Below are 24,632 nucleotides of genomic sequence, written 5' to 3' on the forward strand. Positions count from 1 at the left end.
CATTCCCCCAGGTGCCTCGGTTACGATGGCATGCTGTTGCCTAGCGAGAGACGGGACCCTGCATGAACGGCGAATGGCTCATCGCTGTGCCGCCGTTCCTCGTCGCCACCGCCTTCTTCGTCGTACCGGGGCTCATCGTCCGACTGGCGGGGTGGAGCGCCCGCTCGCTCACCCCGTACTTCCTCGTCCCCGCCGTGTCGGTGGCCATCGTCGCGGTCTCATCCAACGTCGCCGGGATCGTCGGCGTGAGTTGGTCGCCTGTCCCCGTCGCGGTCGTCACCGTGATCGCGGCCGTCGCCGCGTGGGGGCTGCGGCGCTGGGTCGGTGGAGAAGACGTCCCGCGCCCGTCTGCGCGGCGCATCGCGGCCGCCGTCGGCGGTTTCCTGCTGGCGATGGTCGTGCTGCTCATCCAGCTCACCCACCTCTTCGGCGCCCCCGAGAACATCTCGCAGACCTTCGACAACATCGTCCACCTCAACTCGATCCGCTTCGCCCTCGACAACGCCGATGCGTCCGCGGTCGGCATCGGGCGCACGTCCGACATCGGCTTCTACCCCAATGCGTGGCACAGCTTCACGACCCTGACGGCGCAGCTGACGGGTGTGAGCGTCCCGCTCGCGGTGAACGCGACGAATCTCGCCGTGGGCGCCGTCGTATGGCCGCTGTCGGCCATGGCGCTCGCTGCGACGCTCTTCCGCGAACGCGCTGCGGCGCTGCTCTCCTCCGCCGCGATCTCGACGGCGTTCGGCGCGTTCCCCATCCTGCTGCTGTCCTTCGGCGTGCTCTACCCGAACACGATGGGCTATTCGATCGTCGCGGCCGGCGTCGCCGCCGTCATCCTGCTCCTTCGCGCGACGACTCCCGCCACCCGCGTCCGGCAGGGCGTCCTGCTCGTCGTCATCGCCGTGGGCGTTCTGCTCGGGCATCCGAACGCCTTCCTGTCGCTCTTCGCCTTCGGGTCCTTCCTCACGGCGGCGATCCTGCTCGACCAGTCCCTGCGGGCGAAGTCACGACGGGTATGGGTCGTGAACGCGGCGGTGGTCGGTGTCCTGCTCGTCGTCGGCGCCCTGCTGTGGGCCTTCTGGCGCACCGGCTCGGGGATGTCGCAGTGGGCGGCCTGGCAGAGCGGCGCGCAGGCCTTCGGGGAAGCGCTCCTCATCTCTCCGGGCGCCAAGCCCGTGACGATCGTGACCGCTGTCCTGCTGCTGGTCGGGGTGGTCGCGATCGCCCGCCGTCCGCGCCTCATCGTCATCGCGATCCCGTTCGCCGTCGCGGGCCTGCTGTTCGTCGTCGCCTCCGGCGTACCGGCAGGGACCTTCTGGCGCGACGCGATCACGAATCCCTGGTATAACGACTCCTTCCGGCTGGCCGCGCTCCTGCCGATCGCCGGGATCCCGCTCGCCACGCTCGGTGCGGTGACGATCGTGGATGCCGCGCGCGGCCTCCTGCGCCGGTGGAGCGTGCGTTCCTCCTTCGCGACCGCGATCGGCGCCGTCGCCGCGGTCGCCCTCTTCCTGGTGGGCTTCGGTCCGAACGTCACCGCCACGGCCGAACAGTGGCGATCGTCCTATCAGTTCTCGACCGGCTGGCTCCTGTCGACGGACGAATCCGCTCTGCTGTCCCGCCTCGACGAGAACACGCCCGACGACGCCCTGATCCTCGGCAACCCCTGGACGGGCACATCGCTCGCGTACGCGCTGAGCGAGCGGGATGTCGTGCAGAAGCACGTCTACGTCGCACGCGACGAGGACGAGACGTTCCTCGACCTGCACCTGCGCGACATCGACAGCGACCCCGAGGTGTGCGCCGCCGTCGACCGGATCGGCGTCACACACGTCCTCGACTTCGGCGACCAGGCCGTCTTCGCCAGTGACGCGACCGCGCTCCAGGCGGGACTCAACAACCTCGTGCCTTCCGAGCACCTCGTCCTCGTCGATTCCGAGGGCCCCTCGGCACGGCTCTTCCGCATCGAGGGCTGCTGACGTGACGCGACGACGCATGGCGATCGCCTACGACTGCCTCTACCCGTACTCGACGGGCGGGGGCGAGCGACTGTACCGGTCGTACGCCGAGATCCTCGCGCGCCGCGGCGCGGCCGTGGACTACCTCACCGCCGTCCAGTGGGAGGAGCGGCCCGCTCGCGAGCCGTTCACGATCGCGGCGATCAGCGGACGACTCCGCCTCTACGACCGTGAGGGAGTACGGCGCACACCCGCTGCACTCGCGTTCGCATGGTCGCTCTTCCGCGGGCTCGCGCGGCGACGAGGCGCGTATGACGCGGTGCTCGTAAGCGGGCTTCCGGTGCTCAACGTGTTCGCCGCGCGCGCCGCGCTCGCAGGGTCGGGCACACCTCTCGTCGTCGACTATCTCGAGGTGTGGGGACGAGACCAGTGGGTGCGCTACGCCGGCGTGGTGACGGGGACGATCGCATGGATGCTGCAGCGTCTCGCCGTCGCACTGACACCGATCGCGACCTGCCACTCCCAACTGACGGCTCGCCAGCTTCGCGCGGAGGGACTCCGCGGACGCCTGCTCGTGAGCCCGGGGCTCATCGAAGGCCGCAGTGAGCACGCCGCCACGGCCTCGGCCGCCGAACCTCCCTATGTGCTGTACGCCGGACGCCACATCCCCGACAAGCAGGTCGAGGTCCTCCCCGCGGCGGTCGCTCGCGCGAGAGAGAGCGTCCCCGGCCTCCGGCTGGTCGTACTCGGCAGCGGGCCGTCGACCGATGACGTGCTGCGTGCCGTCGCGGAGGTCTCGGGCCAGGAGTGGACCCAGCGTCCCGGCTTCGTGTCGCAGGAGGAGCTCGACGGGCTGATGGCTCATGCGGCCTGCCTCGTCAATCCCTCCCGGCGCGAGGGGTACGGTCTGGTCGTGGTCGAAGCGTCCGCCCATGGAACCCCCGTCGTCCTCGTCGACCACGACGAGAACGCCGCGACAGAACTGGTCGAGCCGGGCGTGAACGGCTTCATCGCGGCATCCGAGCGCCCCGACGACCTCGCGGACGCCATCGTCCGCGCCGTCCGCGGCGGCCCCGCTCTGCGTGCGAAGACGCGCGCGTGGTACGACGAGGCGGTCACGACACGGACCGTGGAGCGCACCGTCGAGGGCATCCTCGCCGCGCTCGACGAACAGAACGATTCCGGCGACACCGCTCGCCGCAGCAGGTCGAGAGAAGGACACTCGTGAACGCTTCCGAACCGCAGGAGTCCGTCGAACTGACGATCCTCATGCCCTGCCTCAACGAGGCCGAGACACTCGCCGTGTGCATCACGAAGGCCCAGGGCTTCCTGGCCCGCTCGGGCGTCGTCGGCGAGGTCCTCATCTCGGACAACGGCAGCACGGACGGCTCGCAGGAGATCGCGACGAGCCTCGGGGCGCGCGTGTCCCACGCTCCGCAGCGCGGCTACGGCGCCGCCCTGATCAACGGCATCGAGGTGGCGCGCGGCAAGTACATCATCATGGCCGACGCCGATGACAGCTACGACTTCGAGAACCTCGAGCCGTTCGTGGAGCGCCTGCGCGCCGGCGCCGACCTGGTCATGGGCAACCGCTTCCAGGGCGGCATCGCCCCCGGAGCGATGCCGCCCCTCCACAAGTACCTGGGCAACCCCGTGCTCTCGGCGATCGGCCAGCTGTTCTTCAAGCCCGGCGTGCGCGACTTCCACTGCGGCCTGCGCGGCTTCAACGCCGCCCGCATCCGCGAACTGGGTCTTCAGACGACGGGGATGGAGTTCGCCTCGGAGATGGTCGTCAAGGCGTCGCTCGCCCGCTACCGCATCGAGGAGGTGCCGACGACGCTCAAGAAGGACGGCCGGTCCCGGCCCCCGCACCTGCGCAGCTGGCACGACGGCTGGCGTCACCTGCGATTCCTGTTCCTGTTCGCCCCGCGCTGGCTGTTCGTCTACCCCGGCATCTTCGCGTTCGTCCTCGGGGCTCTGGGAGTCGGCGTCCTCGCGTTCGGCGGCATCCAGATCGGCGCCGTCGGCTTCGACGTGACCACCATGGTCTACGCGAGCGCCCTGTGCGTCATCGGGTACCAGTCGCTCCTCTTCTTCTGGCTCACGAAGCTCTACGCCACGCAGGAAGGCTTCCTGCCCACGAGCCCGCGCTATCGCTCGATCGTCGCGAAATGGACGGCCGAGCGCGGACTCCTCATCGGCCTCGGACTGTTCGTGCTGGGAATCGTGATCGCGATCGTCCAGGTCTTCCGGTGGGGCAACCTCGACTTCGGCGAGCAGAACGCGGCCGAAGCCGTGCGCATCGCCGTGCCCAGCGCGCTCGCGATCATGCTCGGCTTCCAGACCATGATGATGAGCGTCTTCTCGGGCGTCCTCACGATCCCCCGGCGCGAGACCAAGGCCGAGGCCGTCATCGAGGCGTGAGCATGCCACCCACGATCCTGATCGATCTGCTGTCGTACACCGGCGGACGCGGGGGGACCGAGACCTACGCCCGCCAGATCAGCGTGCGACTCCCCCGATTCCTTCCGCCCGGCTCGAGGCTGGTCGCCCTGACCGGTCGGGCGGGCGCCGAGAGCGTGCGCGCGTTCTTCCCCGGCGATGTCGTGACGGTGTCGTGGGTGGGCTCGGGCCGCACATCCTGGGCCGCCGGTGAACTCCTCGCGGCGGAGCGCGTCCGCCGACGCGTCGGTGCGGACGTCATCTGGTGCCCCGCCAACTTCGGTCCCATCGGCCGCCGCGCGCCCCGCGTGACGACGGTCCACGACGTGATCTACCACTCCACGGGTCGCGGCTTCGTCGCCCGCCTCACGGCGTGGCTCATGGAGCGCACCGCGCTCGGCTCGCGCGCTGCGATCACCGGCTCGGAGGCCGCGCGCGACGACATCCTCCGCTACATCGCGCTCGACCCCGAGCGGCTCACCGTCATCCCGCACGGCACGACCGACCCGCGGCCTCCCGCAGACCCCGCAGCGGCGCTGCGCGAGATCGGCATCGACGAGCTCGACCGCCCGCTCGTCCTGAGCACGGGGAACCGGCTGCCGCACAAGAACTTCGAGGGCCTGCTGCGTGCGGTGGCCCGGATGCCGGCAGATCGCAGACCGCTCACCGTCATCCCCGGCGGCGGACCCGAGGACCCGCTCATCGGCCTGCGCAAGGAACTCGGCCTGGACGCCGATGTGCTCCTTCCGGGGTGGGTCACTTCGGCGCAGCTGGAGGCCCTCTACGGCGCTGCGGACCTGTACGTGTGCACGTCATTGTCCGAGGGGTTCGGGCTGCCCGTCGTCGATGCGATGCGCCGCGGCTGCCTCATGCTGGCCAATGACATCCCGGTCCTGCGCGAAGTCGGCGGCGACGCGGCGCGCTACGCGGATGCGCGCGACCCCTCGATCCTCGCCGAGGCCATCGAAAGCGCGCTCGCCGATCCGATGCGCGACGAGCGCCGCGCCGAGGGCCTCGCGTGGTCCTCGCAATTCACGTGGGAACGCTCCGCGGAACGCACCGCATCCGTGCTCGCGGGCGCGGCGTCGCAGGGAGCGGGATGAGAGATCGGAGCCTGCACCGCCGCCTGCTGGGCTTCATGCTGCTGCCGGCGCTCGCCGCGGTGTCGCCGCTGCTCGTCCTCCCCCTCGTGGCACGCTCGGCAGGCCCCGGCGGATGGGCGAGTGCGATCGCCGGCGAGTCGATCGGCACGTTCGCGGCGATCGTCGTCGGCTACGGATGGGTGGCCATCGGGCCGGCGCTCGTCTCCATCGCAGCCGACGGCGCGGAACGCGCGCGCCTCTACCGGGAGTCACTGGTCGTACGACTGCTCATCGCCGCCGCGACGCTCCCCGTGCTCGCGGTCGCCTGCTGGTTCGTCGCGAGCCCCGGGGCCGAATGGCTCACGGTGCTGATGGGCGTCCAGGGCGCCCTCATCGCGCTCTCCTTCACGTGGTACAGCGCCGGCGTCGGACGCCCCAGCACGATCGTGGTGTACGACGCGATCCCGCGGCTGCTGGCCGCCGCAGCGTCGGCGATCGCGATCGCGGCGACCGGCATCGTGGAGATCTTCCCGCTCAGCGGCATCGCCGTCACTCTCATCGGAACGGGGATCTTCTCGCTGCGGCTCCTGCGCCGGAACCCCGGCCCCTGGCCGACGCGCTCCTCGATCGGCGGCCTCTTCCGTCGCGGCCTGCCCGTGGCCCTCAACGACGCGGCACTCAGCGCGTACTCGAGCGTCCCCGCGCCGCTCGTGAACGTCACCGCGCCGCCGCTCGCGGCCGCCGGGTTCGCCTCGGCGGACAAGCTGTTCAAACTCGGCGCGGTCCTCCCCTTCACCCTCGCCAACGCCCTGCAGAGCTGGATCGCGGAAGTGACCGCCACGGCACGGGCTCGGCGGATGCGGATGGCCCTCGCCGCGCACGCGGGCTTCGGCGTCCTGGGTGGGATCGTCCTCGCGGTGTTCGGGCCGTGGGTGAGCCGGGTCATGTTCGGCGACGAAGCGGCAGCGGGCTTCGACCTCCTGGTCGCGATGGGCGTCGTCTTCGCCTTCCTGTCGCTGCGCACGTCGATGACCCGCCACGTCATGTTCCCGGCCGGACGCACGGCCGTCGTCATGCGCGCCACCCTCGTCGCGACCGCCGTCGGCGTCCCCGTGATGATCGCACTCGCAATCCTGATCGGTCCGCTCGGCGCCGCGATCGGCTATGCGCTCACCGAAGGCGCCGCGACGCTCCTGCTGTGGCGGCCGTGCGTATCGGCGCTGCGCGCCGTCGCCGAAACCGTCCCCATTTCCATCACCCCCGAGGATCGAGATCCCCATGCCTGAACAGGTACCTCCCGCGCCGCGCGTCGGCGCGGTCGTGCTCACGTGGCGCGACCGCGTCCAGACCGTCGCCTGCGTCGAGCACCTGCTCGCGAGTCCGCTCATCACGCGCGTCATCGTGGTCGACAACGAGGCCGACGGCACGATCGCCGATGCCTTCGAGCCGGAGCCGCGCATCGGATTCCGCGAACTCGCTCACAACACCGGCTTCGCCGTCGGCGTCAACACCGGCATCCGGGATCTGCTGGACGACCCCGACATCGACCAGCTCCTCATCATCAACAACGACGCGACCCTCACGCCCGCCGACCTCGACGTGCTCGTCGCGAGGCTCGTGGACGATGAGTCGCTCGGCGCGGTGGGGCCCCGCATCGTCACGCCCGAGGGCGCGCACTTCTCGGCCGGCGGGATGCTCAATCGGTTCACGTGGAGTCTGCGCCAACCTCGCGAGGGCGAGCAGCCCGACTTCCTGACCTGGGCCTGCATCCTGGCGCGCCCGTCGGTCTTCGAGTCGGCCGGCCTCTTGGACGAGCGGTTCTTCATGTACTGGGAGGACGTCGAGTTCGGGCTACGGCTCACGGCGCACCGGATCTCCTTCACCGAGGTCGCTTCGGCGCGCCTCGTGCACGCCGTCTCGTCGTCGCACTCCCGTGCCGGCTCCCGCATCCTCGCCTACTCGAGTGAAGGCTTCCGTCATCTCCTGCGGCTGCACGGGGGCTCGACGCGGGTCCTCGGCTATGCGCGTCTGCTGCTGAAGGTGGTCCTCACCGCGCTCAAGGGCGACATCCGCGGCGCGAAGTACGTCCTGGCCGGATGGCGGATCGGACGCGATGCGCCCTCACCGGCGTGGGTCGCGTTCGACGAGCTGGCGTGACAGACGCGGAACGGATGACGGGAGACAATGACATGGTGAATCTCGGACTCGTGGTCACGACTCTGGGTCGGATCGATCCGCTGCGCGCGCTGCTGACCTCGCTCGAGGGGCAGATGGCCGAGGGCGATCGCATCGTCCTCGTCGCGCAGGGGCAGGAGGATGCCGTCGAGCTGCTCGCAGAGGAGTTCGCGGATCGGGGCCTGCCCGTCATCGCCACGACCTCGGCCCGAGGCGCCTCCCGCGGTCGCAACGCCGGCGTCGCGGCGCTGCCGCCGGGAGACTTCGTCGTCAACTTCCCCAATGACACCTCTGTGTTCCCCGCCGAGACGATCGCGGCGCTCCGCGCAGCTGTCGCGGATCCCGCGTTCGTCGCCGGCGGGTTCTCCTGCTGGGACGAGAAGGGCGCCAAGACCGTCCTTCCCGCACCCGGCACGCCGCTGGACCGGTGGAACGTCTGGTCCGTGATCGAGATGGGCATCCTCCTGCGCCGCACGGCGTTCGACGAGGTGGGCGGGTTCGACGAGAACCTCGGACCGGGAGCCACGACCCCCTGGCAGGTCGCCGAAGGCACCGACCTCCTGCTTCGAGTCGTGGCGCGGCATCCCAACGCAGCCGCCGCCTTCGTCTGGCTGCCGCACGACGTGCGCGTCGACGGCATCTCGACGGCGTTCGGGCTGACGACGGCGGAGCGCCGTCGCAAGATGCGCGCCTACGGCCGCGGGACCGGACGAGCGATGGCGACGCACGGCTATCCGCTGTGGTGGCGGCTGGCCTTCACGGGCGCGGGCCTGCTGTACGGTGTGCGAAATGCGGCGCCGATCACGCTCGCCGACGGATGGCCGATGTTCGTGGGACGCCTCGAAGGGATGCTCGGCCGCACGTTCGGCGATCGGCAGCTGCTCTCGGCTGTCCGCTGACCTCCCGCCAGGACGGGGGCGAACGAGTCGCTCGGCTATGATTGCTCGGTGTCACACAGGATTCTGATCACCGGCGGCGCCGGCTTCATCGGCTCGCATCTCTCGGAGCGGCTTCTCGCAGAGGGCAACGAAGTGGTCTGCGTCGACAACTACTTCACCGGCAGTCGACGCAACGTGGAGCACCTGTTCGACAATCCGCGCTTCGAACTGATCCGCCACGACGTCACCTTCCCGCTCTACGTCGAGGTCGATCAGATCTACAACCTCGCCTGCCCCGCCTCGCCCGTGCACTATCAGCACGATCCCGTGCAGACCACGAAGACGAGCGTCGTCGGCTCGATCAACATGCTCGGTCTCGCGAAGCGCCTTCGCGTACCGATCCTGCAGGCCTCGACGTCCGAGGTCTACGGCGATCCCTCCGTGCACCCGCAGACCGAGGACTACTGGGGCAACGTCAACCCGATCGGCCCCCGGTCCTGCTACGACGAGGGCAAGCGCGCGGCCGAGACGCTCTTCTTCGATTACCGCCGGCAGCACGACCTCTCGATCAAGGTCATCCGGATCTTCAACACCTACGGTCCGCGCATGCACCCGAACGACGGCCGGGTCGTCTCGAACTTCATCGTCCAGGCGCTGCGCGGTGAGCCCATCACGATCTACGGCACCGGCTCGCAGACGCGTTCGTTCTGCTACGTGGACGACCTCGTCGACGGCATGGTGCGCCTCATGAACACCGACCACGCGGTGACGGGTCCCATCAACGTCGGCAACCCCGGCGAGTTCACGATGCTCGAGCTCGCCACCGCCGTCCTGGAGCTGACGGGGAGCGACTCGAAGATCGAGCACCGCCCGCTCCCCCAGGACGACCCCAAGCAGCGTCAGCCCGACATCACCCTGGCGAAGCAGAACCTGGACTGGGAACCCCGCGTCGCGCTCCGTGCCGGGCTCGAGCGCACGATCGAGTACTTCCGAGGGGTCCTCGCCGCCTGAGATCCCGCATCAGGCGGCAGAGAATGAACGAAGCAACGTGCTGGAGGAACTCATGACGGAACGTCGACGCGCACTGATCACTGGAATCACGGGGCAGGACGGCGGGCATCTCGCCGAGCAGCTCCACGAGAAGGGGTACGAGGTCTTCGGCCTCATCCGCGGTCAGAACAACCCGCGCCGGGTCGAGGTCGAGACCGACATGCCCTACGTCACCCTCATCGAGGGCGACCTCACCGACCCCACCTCCCTCGTGCGGGCGGTCGAGACCTCGGATCCCCACGAGCTCTACAACCTCGCGGCGATCAGCCACGTCGGCTACTCGTTCAAGAACCCGACGCTCACCGCCGACGTGACCGCCAAGGGCGTCCTGAACGTGCTCGAGGCCGTGCGCGTCACGGGCCGAGCTCAGACGACCCGCATCTATCAGGCATCCACCTCCGAGATGTTCGGCGGCCTCGACTACAACCGCCCCGGTGCCGGCTACAACGAGAACTCGCTGTTCCACCCGCGCAGTCCCTACGGCGTCGCGAAGCTCTACGGCCACTGGATCGCCAAGAACTACCGCGAGAGCTACGACATGTTCGTCTCGTGCGGGATCCTCTTCAACCACGAAGGCGAGCGCCGCGGCGTCGAGTTCGTCACGCGCAAGATCACCCACGCCGTCGCCCGCATCAAGCTCGGCCTTCAGCCGCACATCGAACTCGGCGACCTGTGGCCCAAGCGCGACTGGGGATACGCGGGTGACTTCGTCGACGGGATGTGGCGGATGCTGCAGCACGACGTCCCCGACGACTTCGTCCTGGCGACGGGCGAGACGCACTCCATCGAGGAGTTCCTGACCCTCGCGTTCGCCGAGATCGGCATCGACGACTGGAAGCCCTACGTCGTCCAGAACCCCGCGTACATGCGCCCCGCCGAGGTCGACATCCTCTTGGGCGACCCGACGAAGGCCGAGAACGAGTTGGGCTGGCGTCGCGAGGTCGACTTCCCGGGTCTCGTGAGCCTCATGGTGGCGCACGATCTGGCCGTCCAGTCCCGTCAGCTCAGCCTGCCGTCCGCGTGAGCCGTCGCGTCCTCGCCGTCACCGGCGCGAACGGCTTCGTCGGCGCACACGTCGCGGCGCTCGCCGCCGAGGCGGGTGCCGAAGTGTGGGCGATCGCGCGCGAGGACGCGCCGCGCCCGGAACTGGCTCCGTACGCCTCGCGCTACTACCAGGCGGATCTGGCTGAGGAATGGCCCGCACCCGAGGGCCCCACGGCAGTCGTCCACCTCGCCGGGCTGGCGGCCGTCGGTCCGTCGTTCGACCGTCCGCAGGAGTACCTCACCGTCAACAGCGCGATCATGACCACGATGAGCGAATCGCTGCGCACCGCGACCACTGCGCCGCGGGTCGTCGTGGTGTCCACGGGCGCCGTCTACTCGCCGCCCGACGGCGAGGGCGGTGTCTCCGAGGACGACCCCCTCGTGCCGGGCTCGCCGTACGCCGTGGCGAAGATCCTCGTCGAGACTCAGGCGGACTACTACGCCCGCCGGGGCCTCGACACCGTCGTCGCACGCCCGTTCAACCACATCGGCCCTGGCCAGTCGCCGGGCTTCCTCGTGCCCGACCTGGCACTGGCGATCGAGTCCGCGCCGTCGGGCACGGCCGTCCAGGTGGGCAACATCGACGCGGCACGCGACTTCACCGACGTCCGGGACGTCGCGCGGGCGTATCTCCTCCTCGCCTTCGCGGACGACCATCGCCACCACGTGTACAACGTCGCGTCGGGCGAGGCGCACTCCGGTCGCGAGATCCTGGAGGAGATCGCGCGCGGGCTCGGTCGCGACGTTCCCCCGCTCGAGGTCGATCCGGCCCGCCTGCGACCGAACGACCCGGCGCGCATCGTCGGAGATGCATCACGGCTTCGCAGCGAGTTCGGCTGGCAGCCGACGATCGGCTGGCGTCGGTCGATCGAGGACTTCCTCGCCGCACGTGCCTGATCTCGGCCCGGCCCGCAGCCGTGACAGGATGGGGTCGTGAAAGGCATCATCCTCGCGGGCGGATCGGGAACACGCCTCCACCCCATCACGCTGGGCGTGTCGAAGCAGCTGATCCCGGTCTACGACAAGCCGATGGTCTACTACCCGCTGTCGACGCTCATGCTCGCGGGGATCGACGAGATCCTCGTCATCACGACGCCGCACGACGCGCCGTTCTTCGAGCGCCTCCTCGGTGACGGATCGCAGTTCGGCATCCGTCTGTCCTTCGCACAGCAGCCCTCGCCCGACGGCTTGGCGCAGGCGTTCACGATCGGTGCCGAGTTCATCGGCGACGACAGCGTCGCCCTCGTGCTGGGCGACAACCTCCTCTACGGGCCCGGCCTCGGCTCGCAGCTCACGCGGTTCCGGGCCATCGAGGGCGGCGCGATCTTCGCCTACTGGGTCGCCGAGCCGGCGGCGTACGGCGTCGTCGAGTTCGACGCGAACGGCGCCGCTATCTCGCTCGAAGAGAAGCCGGCCGCGCCCAAGAGCAATTACGCCGTGCCGGGTCTGTACTTCTACGACAACGACGTCATCGAGATCGCGCGCAACCTGGCGCCGAGCGCGCGCGGGGAGTACGAGATCACCGACGTCAACCGCGAGTACCTCGAGCGGGGCGCGCTGCAGGTCGAGGTCCTCCCCCGCGGCACGGCGTGGCTCGACACCGGGACGTTCGATCAGATGACGGATGCCGCAGAGTACGTGCGCACGATCCAGCGCCGCACGGGCCTGAGCATCGGCGTCCCCGAAGAGGTGGCCTGGCGTCAGGGCTTCATCTCGGACGACGAGCTGCGTGCCCGCGCCGAGAAGCTCGTCAAGTCCGGGTACGGAAGCTATCTGCTCGAAGTCCTGGAGAGAGGTCTCTGATGTCGAAGCTGCTCGTGACGGGGGGCGCCGGCTTCATCGGCTCGAACTTCGTGCACCATGTCGTCGCGCACACCGATCACCACGTGACGGTGCTCGACGCCCTGACCTACGCCGGCAACCTCGACTCGCTCGCAGGGCTGCCCGAGGACCGCGTGACGTTCGTGAAGGGCGACATCACGGATGCCGAGCTCGTGGATTCGCTGTTCTCGCAGGTCGACGCGGTCGTGCACTACGCCGCCGAGTCGCACAACGACAACTCGCTGCACGACCCGCGGCCGTTCCTGGACACGAACATCATCGGCACGTACACGCTGCTCGAGGCGGCACGCCGCCACGACCGCCGGCTCCACCACATCTCGACCGACGAAGTGTACGGCGATCTCGAGCTCGACGATCCGGCCCGGTTCACCGAGTCCACTCCGTACAACCCGTCCAGCCCGTACTCGTCCACGAAGGCCGGCTCCGACCTGCTCGTGCGCGCCTGGGTGCGCTCGTTCGGGGTCCGCGCGACGATCTCGAACTGCTCGAACAACTACGGGCCGTATCAGCACGTCGAGAAGTTCATCCCCCGCCAGATCACGAACGTGATCCGCGGCATCCGCCCCAAGCTCTACGGCGCAGGCGAGAACGTGCGCGACTGGATCCACGCCGACGACCACTCGTCGGCCGTGCTCACGATCCTCGACCGGGGCGAGATCGGAGAGACCTATCTCATCGGCGCCGACGGCGAGAAGAACAACAAGGATGTCGTCGAGCTGATCCTCGAGCTCATGGGCGAGCCGGCCGACGCCTACGACCACGTCACGGACCGCGCCGGTCACGACCTGCGCTACGCGATCGACTCGACGAAGCTGCGCACCGAGCTCGGGTGGGCGCCCACCTACGGCGACTTCGAGGCGGGTCTCGCGGCGACGATCCAGTGGTACCGCGACAACGAGTCGTGGTGGGCACCGTCCAAGGACGGCGTCGAGGCGTTCTACGCGTCCAAGGGCCAGTGATGACGACGTTCGGCAAGGCACTCGAGCGGATCGAGACGCCCATCCCCGGTCTCGTGCTCTGGGAGCTGCCCGTCCACGGTGACAACCGCGGATGGTTCAAAGAGAACTGGCAGCGCGAGAAGATGCTCGCCGCAGGGCTCCCCGACTTCGGCCCCGTCCAGAACAACGTGTCGTTCAACGACGCCGTCGGAACGACCCGTGGCATCCACGCCGAGCCGTGGGACAAGTGGGTCTCGGTCGCCACAGGCCGCATCTTCGGCGCATGGGTCGATCTGCGCAAGGGCCCGAGCTTCGGCGCAGTGTTCACGGCCGAGATCGATCCTTCGCGTGCGATCCTCGTCCCCCGTGGCGTCGGAAACGCCTATCAGACCCTCGAGCCCGACACCGCGTACACCTATCTCGTCAACGACCACTGGTCCCCCGACGCCGCGTACACCTTCCTCAACCTCGCCGACGAGACCGCTGCGATCGCGTGGCCGATCCCGCTCGCCCATGTCGAGATCTCGGCGAAGGACCTCGCACACCCGCGCCTCGCGGACGTCGTGCCGATGGCGCCGCGCAAGACACTCGTTCTGGGCGCGAACGGACAGCTCGGTCGCGCCCTGCGAGCGGAGTTCGGCGACGCCGCACACGTCGAGTACGCAGCGCGCGAGGATCTGGATCTGATGTCGAGCGACCTCGCGACGGCGCGGCGCTGGCGCGACTACGGCACGATCATCAACGCCGCGGCGTACACCGCGGTCGATCTCGCCGAGACGGCGGACGGACGGGTGGATGCCTGGGCCGCCAACGTCACGGGAGTGAGCCGACTGTCGCAGATCGCCGCAGCGCACGGCCTCACCCTCGTGCACGTCTCGAGCGACTACGTCTTCGACGGCAGCGCCGAGGGCTCCTACGCCGAAGACGCGGTGGTCTGCCCGCTCGGTGTCTACGGCCAGACCAAGGCGGCGGCGGACGCGATCGCCGCGACGGTGCCGCGGCACTACATCGTGCGCACGTCGTGGGTCATCGGCGAGGGCAAGAACTTCGTCGGCACCATGGTGTCCCTCGCCGAACGCGGCATCGATCCGAAGGTGGTCGACGATCAGATCGGCCGCCTGACCTTCACCGAGGACATCGCCCGCGGCATCCTGCATCTGCTCGCGGACGACGCCCCCGCGGGGACCTACAACCTCACCGGCGCGGGAGCGCCCACGTCGTGGGCGGAGATCGCGCGGCAGGTGTTCGCCCTCTCCGGACACGATTCAGCGCGAGTGACGGGCGTCTCCACGGACGAGTACTTCGCGGGCGCGCCTGGACCGGTAGCCCCCCGACCCCGCAACAGCGTGCTGGATCTCACGAAGATCGAGGCTGCGGGATTCGAACCGCGGGATGCCGCGGCTTCGCTCGCTCGCTACGTCACGAGCCTTCGTGCTCAGGCCTCGGAGAGCACCCCGTCGGATTCGCGATAGAGCGCCCCCGTCTGCGGGCACTCCCACGAACCGGGCCCGGTCTCTGTCAGAGGAACGCCCGCCTTGCCCACCCAGGCGATGCGGCGTGCGGGGACCCCCACGACGAGCGCGAAGTCGGGGACATCCTTCACGACGACCGCGCCGGCGGCGACCGTCGCCCAGGCGCCGATCGTGACGGGGGCGACGCACGTCGCCCGGGCGCCGATCGAAGCCCCTTCGCGGATCTGAACCCCGACCGGCTCCCAGTCATGCGCACTCTTGAGCGTGCTGTCGGGATTCACCGCACGGGGGTAGGTGTCGTTGGTCAGAACGACCGCCGGCCCGATGAAGACGCCGTCGGCGAGCCGTGCCGGCTCATAGACGAGGGCGTAGTTCTGGACCTTGCAGTTGTCGCCGAGGACCACTCCCGGGCCGATGTACGCACCGCGGCCGATGATGCAGTTCTGACCCAGCGAGGCGTTCTCGCGCACCTGGGCCAAGTGCCAGATCGACGATCCGTCGCCGACGGATGCCTGCGGTGAGACATCGGCGGAGTCGACGATGCGCGCCGGAGCGGGCTGGTTCATGATGTCTCCCTCGTCGCCTCCGCTGATCGAGGAGACGATCATGATCCTAGCGGCGCGCACACGGGGGCGCCCGCTGTCGATTGGCGGGGACACCCCTCACATCGATATCGTCTCGAGAGTGCCACTCGCCCCCCAGAGCGTCATCCATCGACTCGTCCGCCCCGTCGGCCTGCTTGTCGTCACAACCCTGATCGCATCGCTCGCGCTCGCCGCCGCACCCGCCCCCGGGTCGGCGGCCACGGGGGCCGCGGCGGAGGTCTTCGATCGCACGAACGCCCAGCGCGCGAGCGCGGGTCTTCCGGCGCTTGTCAGCGACCCCGCCCTCGACGCGGCAGCCGGCGAATGGGCTCGCTATCTCGCGAAGAGCTGCACGTTCACGCACAGCTCGTCCGAGTGGCGCAGTTCGCGGATCGACGTGGCCGGGTGGGCTGCGTCGGGCGAGAACATCGCGGCCGGCTACCTCACTCCGGCCGATGTCATGGGCGGATGGATGGCGTCGCCCGGGCATGCCGCGAACATCCTCAATCGCAGCTATACGGGTCTCGGCGTGGGCTACGCGACCGGCACCTGCTACCGCACCTACTGGGTGCAGATCTTCGGAATCGCCAAGCCGGCGCTCGCGACACGGCCCGCGGCCGTCAGCGGCACGAACGCGATCGGCGCGACGCTCACGGCGTCTTCGAGCGGGTGGCCGGCGGGCACGTCCCTGGCGTGGCAGTGGCTCTCCGACGGCCGCGCGATCAGCGGCGCGACGGCGTCGCGCTACTCGCCGACGATCTCGGACAGCGGCAAGCGCATCAGCGCCCGCGTGACGGGCTCGCATCCGTCGTACTTCCCCGCGTCATCCACCTCCGCCGCAACGCGGCCGGTGACCGGCGGCGCCACGACGACGCGGATGTCGGGCGGGGACCGATACGCGACGTCGGCCGCCATCGCTCGGGCGGGCTATCCGTCAGGAGCTGACACCGTCTTCGTCGCGTCCGGAACGGCTTTCCCGGACGCGCTGAGCGCCGCGCCGGCCGCAGCAGCAGCGGATGCCCCGGTGCTGCTGACGGATCCCGATCGGCTCGGCGACGCGACGCGCGCCGCGCTCGAGGCCCTCGCACCGGAGCGGATCGTCGTCGTCGGCGGCACGGGTGCCGTCTCACCCGAGGTCGAAGACGCCCTCGGCGACATCGCGCCGACGTCGAGGATCGGCGGCGGCGACCGGTATGCGACATCCCGCGCGCTGGTGGACGCGTTCTTCACGGGATCATCGACCGCGTACGTGGCGACCGGCACCGACTTCCCCGACGCTCTCACCGCCGGAGCCGCTGCGGGTGCCCTTGGCGCTCCGGTGCTCCTCGTCGACGGACGTGCGTCCGACGTGTCGCCCGACACCCTCAGCCTTCTGCGCGGACTGGGGACGACGTCGATCCGGGTCGTCGGCGGCACCGGTGCCGTGAGCGAGGCCGTCGCCCGGAGTCTGGCGTCGGCGGGAGCACCGGTCCAACGACTGTCGGGCACGTCGCGCTACGGCACCGCTGCGGCGATCAACGCGCAGGCGTTCGCGTCCGAGAGCACCGTCTATCTGGCTGCGGGGACGAGCTTCGCCGATGCGCTTTCGGGGGCCGCGATCGCCGGGGCGTCCGGCATCCCGCTGTTCACCACGGCGTCCTCGTGCCTCGTCGCCGAGACCGACGCGGCCATCACCCGGCTGCGGCCGACGACCGTGACGCTGCTCGGCGGCACCGGCGCCCTCTCTGCGGACGTCGCGGCCCTGCGCCGCTGCTGACGCAGACAGCGCAGGGCCGCGACGAGCGCGTGGCTACGGGCACATCCCGAGGGCGGCGACGTTGGCGTTGAGCGCGCCGGACCCGCCGATCAGTGTGACCGTACCGGTGGCGTTCGCGCCGATCTGCGCACCCGCTCCCGCCGAGACGCACGTGGGCGGCGTCACATGCAGGGGTGCGCCGTTCACCCCCGCGAGCACGGCACCCGCGAGGGCGTCGGCGTATCCGGTCCCCGTGGCGAGGAACACCTCGGACACGGCGCCCGTGACCTGCTCGTTGATCTTGGCGCTCGTCTCGTAGCGGCTCGTGCCCGACAGACGCTCAGGCGTGTAGCCGAGGGTCGAGAGCTGACTCATGATGCCGGCGCTGACAGCACCCGTGCCGCCGATGACCCACGCCTTCATACCCGCGTCGGCCTTCAGCTCGGCGAGCAGCGCGATCGTGTCGGCGTCGAGGGTCGCGAGGGCCCCGTCCACGAGCACGACGGGCGCGCCCTTTCCACCCGCGACCGCCGACGCGGACAGCGCGTCGGGGTAGTTGCGCCCCGTCGCGATGTAGACCTGCGACACCGAGCCCGCCGCGAAGGCATCCTCGACCAGAGCGCGGGCCGTGTGGTAGCGACTGGCACCGCGCTTGCGATCGACCTCGGGCGGCATGCCCTCCTCGACCGTCGCGGCGTCGGCGACCTGGTCGGCCATCGCTTCGGAGACGGCGCCGAGGCCGCCGACGATGACGACGCGCTCCGGGCTCAGCCGCGCGAGTTCGGCGGCGACGGATGCCGGAAGCGCTCCCGTCGGGGGCACGAGGAGAAGAGGCCCGTTGAGGTAGGCCGCAGACGGCGCCGCGCCGAGCGCGTCGGGGTAATTGAGCCCCGTTGCGATGTACACGATCTCGGCGGCGTCCTCTTCTCCGGGGAAGGCGCGCTCGGATACCTTCACCGCTGTGTCGTAGCGTGATGCTCCGCTGATGCGCTCGGTCGGCGCGGGACCCCCGGGTGCGGGCGAGACCACCGGCGAGACCACCGCGATGTTGCGGTACCCCGGACGAACAGGCGTCGCACGGACCGAGATCGAGGCACCCTTGTCGGCGCCCTGCAGCTGGTACGTGGACTTCGTGGCTCCCGCGATGGCCGACCCGTTCCGCAGCCACTGGTAGTTCACCGAGGTCGGCACAGGTGCCCATGCCGAAGTCCCGACGCCGTTCACCGTGAGCGTCTTGCCGACATACGGGTCGCCGCCGCCGTTGACCGAAACGCTCGATGCCGTCGGCACGGTCGTGTACGGCGTGTAGAAGCCCACTTCGACCGTCGCCGTCGTCGCGGTGGTCGACACGACCCGCACCGTCACGTTGTTGGTGTACGTCTTGATCTGCTCGCCGGCACGGAAATGCATCGCGTGAGTGTGACCGACACCGGAAGTGACGTGACGCGAGAGAGCGAGCGAGTAGCCGGGCCAGTAGTAGTCGCAATTGCCGATGCACTCGTCTTCGTAGAGGCGCATGACGCGCACGCCCGGGCCGTAGTCGTCGTTGGCCTCATTACTGGACCACAGCGCGTACATCGCATTGGCGTCACGCCCGGTGGCCGAACGATACTCGACGAAGAGCTTCTCACCGTTGGTCGGGTCAGTGACCTGCAGCGCGCGGGTGCCCGCCGTCGCGCTGATCGCCTCCACTGTGTAGGTCTGCAGCAGGCCGCCCGAAGTCTTCACCTCCTGAAGTCCGTTCGCCACGGAGAGCGCGCCCAGCTTGACCTTCTGGGTCGCGCTCAGCGCGGCGATGTTGCGGGTCGTGGCGAGGCTGCCGCTCGGCGAGATGAACCCTCCGCCCATGACGTCGAACGTGTCCCAGTACTCGTAGTCCTCGCAGGCGGGGTCGGCGGGCTGCCGCGTTGCGGATTTGCGCGCGCTGTCGACCTTGGGCGCCGTGCACTCGCGGACGTTGGAGTGGTTGAGCGTGATGTTGTGGCCGAACTCATGGAACAGAACCTGGTCCCAGTCGGCGGGGCTCGCGATAGGGATCTGAGCGTGGATCAGACCGCCGTCGTAGAGGGTCGTACCGAGCGTGCCCAGGCCACCGCCGCCGCACCAATTCTCGTCCACGAGCACAACGAGGTGCCGGCTCGTCTGGCCGTACCAGTACGCACCGTTATCGATCGACCCCATGCCGAACGCTGCCGCGCCATTGTTCCAGGCGGTGCGCTCATCGCACACGTCCCACGAGACGGTCTGCGACCGTACGGAGGTCGCCGTGATGGACGAGATCTGACCGGCAGACTGGCTTCCCCAGAACTCGCTCAAACGGCCTACTGCCGCGCTGATCTCGCTAGCCGAGGGAGCAACCGATCCACTGCCGTTCTCCGTGTACGCGATGATGTCCAGCGTGTGCGCCCGTGGCGACACCGCCGCAGCAACGACAGGCTCAGCGAACGCGCTGACAACAGGAAGTGCGACGCCTTCGCCCTCGGCTGCCAGCGCGACTGCCGTCGCGACCTCGGCGGAACTCAGCTCTGCGAGGTCGTCCACTCTTTGCTCGACCGCGACCTGCACGTCGGCGGGGACGTCGACCGTCGCTGTGTATTCCTGCCCGCTCGCCAGGCCCGCAGCATCCACGTCGGTGAGTTCGACCATCGCCCCGTCGTCGGTGAGCAGCGCCACAGAGCCCTCGTGGTGGATCTCGGGTTCAGCTGCCGCGTGGTCGTGCGCTGACATGTGCACCGGGCGCGCTTCGGCGGGGATGACCCGCAGCACACCCGTCAGCTCGACCTGCGTCGGCGCTGCGGTCGCCCCGACCTCGCCGACGGCGGGGCTTGCCGCCATCGTGGTGATGATGAGCGCGGATGCGGCGACGACGCCGGCAACTCCTCGCCACGTGCGTGCTCGACCAGCGTGCATCCTTGCCTCCCGGCGTCCCAGAGCACCAGCATCCCCAGCGGTGCTGGTTCATCCTAAGCATTTCCTGGGAGTTTTCTGACCTCCTGTGGAAAGTTCAGTTGAAGCGGACCCAGAACGACTGAAAGCTCATGAAGAGGTCGTTCTGACGGATGCCGGCGAGCGGGAACGCATCGTCGTGGAGCCAGCCGTAGTTCCTGCCGTGTGCGCCGAGACGCTCGCCGTTCGGACCGAGCGCGAACGCCGCGGCGGCGGACTCCGGGCTCACGAAGGCCGACATCCGCTGGCGAGGATCGAGGAAGCAGGTCGCACCGACCTGGGGGCCGACGCCGAAGTCCACGTTCCACAGGACCTGGTGCACCGCGACGTGATCCGGATGCGGATACGAGTAGCAGGAATGCCCTTCATTGGCGAAGGCGCCGATCATCGCGCCGACCCGCGCCGGGTCGAGCCCCCACGTGTCGCGATTCGCGATGAGCGTCTGCAGCGCCCACGCCGCTTCGTCCTGCGTGAGGTCGCCGTCGCCGAGGTCGAAGAACACCACCGCGCCGCGGCCCGCGGCATCCTTCCACACCCTCGCCGTCCGCAGGGACGCGTCGCAGTCGCGCACACCGTCGTCGTCGTGACAGATCTCGACGCCCTCGGCCGGGAGGTCGGTGTACTCCGTCATCGCGCCGAAGTCGCCCGGGATCGTCGGATCGGATTCCGACATCTGCGTGAGGTAGCCGAGCAGCGAGTTCTGCCGCGCCTCCATGCATTCGGGCGTCCAGCGGCCCGGCGGATCGGGGTCGGGCGCCCGCTCGCCGAGGTCTGCCTGCAGAGACGTCTCGCGGATGTCGGGTTCGCAGAAGCCCGTCTCGTCGCCGCGAGTGAGCGAGACGAAGATCTTGTACTCGTCGGGGGTGTCCTCGACGAGCGACCATGTCTGGAACTCGTCGTCCGGATGCGGCACCACGACGATCGAGGCGGTGTGCTCGACCGGAGTCCGGGCGATCGCGATGGCCAGCAGCGCAACCGTGCCTCCGGCGACGACGGCGAGCAGGATCGACCACGCGATGATCCCGCGCGTGAGGGGAGGGATGCCGGCGGTCACGGGCGCACGTAGATCCGGTGTCGATGCAGGATCATCGCCAGGCCCGTCCAGAACACGAGCAGCAGGATCGTCCACACGAGCTGGGGCGGGCCGGGGAAGGGGATCGCCTCGGCGATCGAATGCGAGAGCGGCACACCCGACGGGCCGGGGTGATGGAGGAGGCTCGTGAGGATGTGCGAGCCGAAGTAGACCAGGAGGCTGTTGCGTCCGAGCGCTAGCAGCGGATAGGACGCGACCTCGATCGGACGCCACGGGTGAGCCCGATCGAGAAGCAGATGCCCGATCAGCAGGACGACACCCGTGATCGCCGCGATTCCGAGTGCGAACGGCGCCGTCCACAGCCGCTTCATGATCGGCAGCTCGACGCCGAGCAGGATCGGGAGCGTGAGGAACGTGAGCGCCGCGAGCGCGACGAACGAGACGCACGCCGCGAGCATCGGGACGATCGCGACCTCGGGTCCGCGTCCCGTCGCGAGCGACCGTCTGCGTGTGGCGAGCATGAGGTGTCCGAGCGTCGCCCCCGCCGAGGCCGAGATCATCGCGCCGAGAATCGCGACGATGCCCTCGGGATCGTGCCCTGCGATGCCACCCGCATACATGTGGGCACCGAAGACGAGGCTGTCGAGAGCACCCGACGGATTGCACTCCTTGGTCAGGATGCCGGCGGTGCAGCGTGTCGCGAAGACGGTCAGGATCGTCGTGTGCACGAAGGCGAGCAGGACGGTGATGATCGCCCATCCGCGCCAGGTCTTGGTGACGAGATGGAGCAGCCCGATGAGTGCGACGAGTACCGCATAGAGCTGGAGGACGCCCGTCACGCGCCACGTGAAGACGTCGAGCGACCACTCGACGATCGCGTTGTAGACGAGGCCCAGGGCGAACAGGACCGCAACCCGCCGCAACAGGGGGCCGACCTTCACGGTGCGCGCCATCGCGAAGGCGAGACCGCAGCCCGAGAGGGTGACGAAGACGGGGAAGATGACGTCGATCGGGTTGACGCCCTCCCACGGAGCGTGGCCGAACCACGACGGCGTGAGGAGGAGACTGTTGACCGACACGCTCGCGATCAGCATCCATCCGCGCGCCCAATCGAGGCTCGCGATCCGGAACGTGTTGTGACGCGAGGGCTTCGCGGGCGGCGCTTCGGGCTCCGTGCCCGACGCAGGCGACAGCGCTGTGTCGTCGGGCGTGGGCATGACGACCAGCTTACGTCGGCGGGCGCGCACGACACGCGCCCGCCGACGTCAGCGGTTGCCTACTGATCTGCCGAAACGACCACGTACTCCTCGAGCTCCGCCATGACGGCCGCGCTCACGGCGCCCGTTCCGCCGAGAACGCGGATCGACCGCGGCTGCAGACGCGTCAGCTCATCCTTCGTCGCCTGCGGGAGCGCGGCCTTGTCGGTCAGCAGCACCGGCCCCGCGTTCACTCCTCCGGCCGGAGCGGCCGAGAGTGCGTCGGGGAAGGTGAGGCCGTTCGCGATGTAGACCACGTCGACGGGCGGCGTGAACGTCTCGGCCGAGATGACCGCCGACGTGTCGTAGCGCCCCTGTCCGGAGAGACGCCCGGCCGCCATGTCGAGATCGATGACGACTTCGAACCGCTCACCCGTCAGCTGGCACGGGAACGGCGGGCTCGCGGGCGCTTGCGCGTAGCCGACGATCGTGATCGAGGGTGTGCGAGCGAGGTTCCACACCGCCTCCATAAACGGCTGGTCGGGCAGCTCGAACGTCAGGGTCGAGCCGTCCGGCGACACGGTCGTCGACTGCGGCCCCTCTTGGAACCCGAAGCCCTCGGTATCGCCGATCGGGCACATGTTCTCGCGGATGAACGAGTACTCGAACCCGCGATCACCCGTCCAGTCCCCGTCGGGTCCGGTTGTGAAGAACCCGGGCGCCGCCGTGACGGTGATGCTGTCGCCCCACCACGCGGTGATCGGCTCGGCCGTCGTGTCGTACGTCCGCACGGTGCCGTCGTCGCTCGTCGCCTCACTCGGCACGGACACGGCCGATGTCGACGGCACGAAGGTGCCGAGTTCCTTGAGGACGTCGAGGCTCACCGCTCCCTTGCCGCCGAGGACGAAGATCTTCTGCGGGTTCAGCCTCTCGAGCTCTTCGCGGATGGCCGCCGGGATCTCGGTGGGGGTCACCAGCAGCACGGGGCCGCCGGTGTATCCCGCAGCCGGGCCGCCGGACAGCGCGTCCGGGAAGTTCATCCCGTTCGCGACGTACGCGATGGGCACTCCTGGTGCGAACGTCGCTGCGCTGATGGCTGCGGAGGTGTCGAAACGCCCCGGACCGGAGAGCCGCTCGACTGTGCCCGATCCCACGATGTAGGACTGCAGCGTCGGGATCAAGGCGTCGCTCACGGCGCCCTTGCCGCCGAGGACGACGATCTTCGCGGGCTGCAGGCGTGTCAGTTCGTCCTTGATCACCTGTGGGATCTCGGCGGTCGCCGTCAGCAGCACCGGACCACCTTCGAAGCCTGCGGCCGCGGCGCCCGACAGCGCGTCGGGGAAGTTCATCCCGTTGGCGATGTACGCGACGGGGACTCCGGGCGAAAACGTGTCACGGCTGATCGCGGCGGACGTGTGGTACCGGCCCGCGCCGGAGAGCCGCTCGACGGCGCTCGGCACATCGAGCTTGTCGTAACCCGTGACGTACAAGGGCCGCAGCGCCGGCATGCAGTCGCACGCGTACATGCTGGGCGTGAGGATCGCGATCTTGCCGGCATCCCCCGTCATCTGGACCTCCGCGGTGACCTGCCCGGTCGCCGGCGACCCCAGCGAGGTGTCCTCACGCAACTCGACGAGGCGGGGATCCATGATGTCGCCCGGAATCTCTTCATCGGCACCGAGGAGGATGCTGTAGATCTGCGGCCTCGCGAGCATCGAGCTTCCCCCGTTGAGATCGCGGAAGTTGACCGTGATGCTGGCGATGTCGCCCAGCGCTTGAACGCCGGCCTGCTGGAAGATCGTGCCACCGATGCCGATGGTGGTCCCGCCCGATCGGACCGTGGACGACACCGTGAAGCTCGGCAGGTCGGCATACCCCAGGCCTGTGCCCGACGTCGTCTCGAGCAGGACGACGATCGTCGTGCCCGGCGTGTGGACGCCGTCGATGTCAAGGAACACGTCGTTGCGATACGAGTACGCGGGGACTTCGACCGGGTGCTCCGACGCGGCGCCGCCGATCGTGGTGTGCACGACGAAGACGACGGCATGCTCCAGCGGGTTGCTCGCATTCAGCTCGAGAATGTCGTTGACGGGAACCTCGACGAAGGCCGAGGGGTTCGTGTGGTAGGGCTGCCCCTGCCACAGGTCGTACTGCGGGCTCGCCGCGGCTGCCGGGGCCACCAGCGCGCTCAGAGCGAGCGTCGCGATCGCAACCCCCGCAGTCCATCGTCCCCAACACACACGACGAGTAACGC

19 protein-coding genes are annotated in these 24,632 nt (G+C 69.3%); 14 read left to right on the forward strand and 5 right to left on the reverse strand.

Going from position 1 to position 24,632, the window contains the following annotated elements:
• Positions 1-62: 62 nt before the first annotated feature.
• Genes MA876_RS14010 through MA876_RS14070 form a run of 13 tightly spaced genes read left to right on the forward strand, consistent with a single transcriptional unit; the run spans position 63 to position 14,884 of the window.
• Positions 63-1,982, forward strand: coding sequence for a DUF6541 family protein (locus MA876_RS14010; RefSeq protein WP_248150582.1), 1,920 nt, complete (start codon positions 63-65; stop codon positions 1,980-1,982).
• Position 1,983: 1 nt separating this feature from the next.
• Positions 1,984-3,189, forward strand: a complete 1,206-nt coding sequence (locus MA876_RS19330) for a glycosyltransferase family 4 protein (RefSeq protein WP_248150584.1) — start codon at positions 1,984-1,986, stop codon at positions 3,187-3,189.
• Positions 3,186-4,385, forward strand: a complete 1,200-nt coding sequence (locus tag MA876_RS14020; protein WP_248150586.1) for a glycosyltransferase family 2 protein — start codon at positions 3,186-3,188, stop codon at positions 4,383-4,385. Before MA876_RS19330 ends, MA876_RS14020 begins: the two co-directional genes overlap by 4 nt.
• Positions 4,386-4,387: 2 nt before the next feature.
• Positions 4,388-5,506: a glycosyltransferase family 4 protein gene (locus MA876_RS14025; protein WP_248150588.1), complete on the forward strand. Its 1,119-nt coding sequence runs from the start codon at positions 4,388-4,390 to the stop codon at positions 5,504-5,506.
• A complete protein-coding gene (locus MA876_RS14030) occupies positions 5,503-6,771 on the forward strand; it encodes a lipopolysaccharide biosynthesis protein (protein WP_248150590.1) in 1,269 nt (422 codons plus the stop codon). The genes MA876_RS14025 and MA876_RS14030 overlap by 4 nt, the downstream gene beginning before the upstream one ends.
• Positions 6,764-7,642, forward strand: coding sequence for a glycosyltransferase (locus MA876_RS14035; protein WP_248150592.1), 879 nt, complete (start codon positions 6,764-6,766; stop codon positions 7,640-7,642). The genes MA876_RS14030 and MA876_RS14035 overlap by 8 nt, the downstream gene beginning before the upstream one ends.
• Positions 7,643-7,656: 14 nt before the next feature.
• A complete protein-coding gene (locus tag MA876_RS14040) occupies positions 7,657-8,559 on the forward strand; it encodes a glycosyltransferase family 2 protein (protein ID WP_248150594.1) in 903 nt (300 codons plus the stop codon).
• Between the two features lie 48 nt (positions 8,560-8,607).
• Positions 8,608-9,549 carry a UDP-glucuronic acid decarboxylase family protein gene (locus MA876_RS14045; protein WP_248150596.1) on the forward strand — a complete coding sequence of 314 codons (942 nt, stop codon included), beginning with the start codon at positions 8,608-8,610 and terminating at the stop codon, positions 9,547-9,549.
• Positions 9,550-9,601: 52 nt separating this feature from the next.
• Positions 9,602-10,612 (forward strand): GDP-mannose 4,6-dehydratase, encoded by a 1,011-nt coding sequence (locus tag MA876_RS14050; RefSeq protein ID WP_248150598.1) that lies wholly within the window; start codon positions 9,602-9,604, stop codon positions 10,610-10,612.
• The gene (locus MA876_RS14055) at positions 10,609-11,529 is read left to right on the forward strand and encodes an NAD-dependent epimerase/dehydratase family protein (protein WP_248150600.1); all 921 of its coding nucleotides are present in this window, start codon (positions 10,609-10,611) and stop codon (positions 11,527-11,529) included. Before MA876_RS14050 ends, MA876_RS14055 begins: the two co-directional genes overlap by 4 nt.
• A 36-nt stretch (positions 11,530-11,565) precedes the next feature.
• Entirely contained in the window at positions 11,566-12,435 is an 870-nt protein-coding gene (rfbA, locus tag MA876_RS14060; RefSeq protein WP_248150601.1) for a glucose-1-phosphate thymidylyltransferase RfbA, read from the forward strand.
• Entirely contained in the window at positions 12,435-13,433 is a 999-nt protein-coding gene (rfbB, locus tag MA876_RS14065; RefSeq protein ID WP_248150603.1) for a dTDP-glucose 4,6-dehydratase, read from the forward strand. The genes rfbA and rfbB overlap by 1 nt, the downstream gene beginning before the upstream one ends.
• Positions 13,433-14,884, forward strand: a complete 1,452-nt coding sequence (locus tag MA876_RS14070; protein ID WP_248150605.1) for a sugar nucleotide-binding protein — start codon at positions 13,433-13,435, stop codon at positions 14,882-14,884. The genes rfbB and MA876_RS14070 overlap by 1 nt, the downstream gene beginning before the upstream one ends.
• Here MA876_RS14070 and MA876_RS14075 read toward each other — a convergent pair.
• Positions 14,848-15,450: an acyltransferase gene (locus MA876_RS14075; RefSeq protein WP_248151130.1), complete on the reverse strand. Its 603-nt coding sequence runs from the start codon at positions 15,448-15,450 to the stop codon at positions 14,848-14,850. The genes MA876_RS14070 and MA876_RS14075 overlap by 37 nt on opposite strands.
• A 118-nt stretch (positions 15,451-15,568) precedes the next feature.
• Between MA876_RS14075 and MA876_RS14080 the strand changes: the two genes are divergently transcribed.
• A complete protein-coding gene (locus MA876_RS14080; RefSeq protein ID WP_248150607.1) occupies positions 15,569-17,224 on the forward strand; it encodes a cell wall-binding repeat-containing protein in 1,656 nt (551 codons plus the stop codon).
• Between the two features lie 33 nt (positions 17,225-17,257).
• Here MA876_RS14080 and MA876_RS14085 read toward each other — a convergent pair whose 3' ends face one another.
• The 4 genes from MA876_RS14085 to MA876_RS14100 form a co-directional block, all read right to left on the reverse strand.
• On the reverse strand, positions 17,258-20,038 hold the full coding sequence (locus MA876_RS14085) for a cell wall-binding repeat-containing protein (RefSeq protein ID WP_248150609.1): 2,781 nt from the start codon (positions 20,036-20,038) through the stop codon (positions 17,258-17,260).
• A 169-nt stretch (positions 20,039-20,207) separates the two neighbouring features.
• Positions 20,208-21,203 carry a hypothetical protein gene (locus MA876_RS14090; RefSeq protein ID WP_248150611.1) on the reverse strand — a complete coding sequence of 332 codons (996 nt, stop codon included), beginning with the start codon at positions 21,201-21,203 and terminating at the stop codon, positions 20,208-20,210.
• Complete coding sequence (locus tag MA876_RS14095; protein ID WP_248150613.1) at positions 21,200-22,399, reverse strand: heparan-alpha-glucosaminide N-acetyltransferase domain-containing protein; 1,200 nt, start codon at positions 22,397-22,399, stop codon at positions 21,200-21,202. The genes MA876_RS14090 and MA876_RS14095 overlap by 4 nt, the downstream gene beginning before the upstream one ends.
• Positions 22,400-22,458: 59 nt before the next feature.
• Entirely contained in the window at positions 22,459-24,618 is a 2,160-nt protein-coding gene (locus MA876_RS14100; protein WP_248150616.1) for a cell wall-binding repeat-containing protein, read from the reverse strand.
• Positions 24,619-24,632 lie beyond the last annotated feature (14 nt).

This window comes from Microbacterium aoyamense (assembly GCF_023155855.1).
GTDB lineage: Bacteria > Actinomycetota > Actinomycetes > Actinomycetales > Microbacteriaceae > Microbacterium > Microbacterium aoyamense.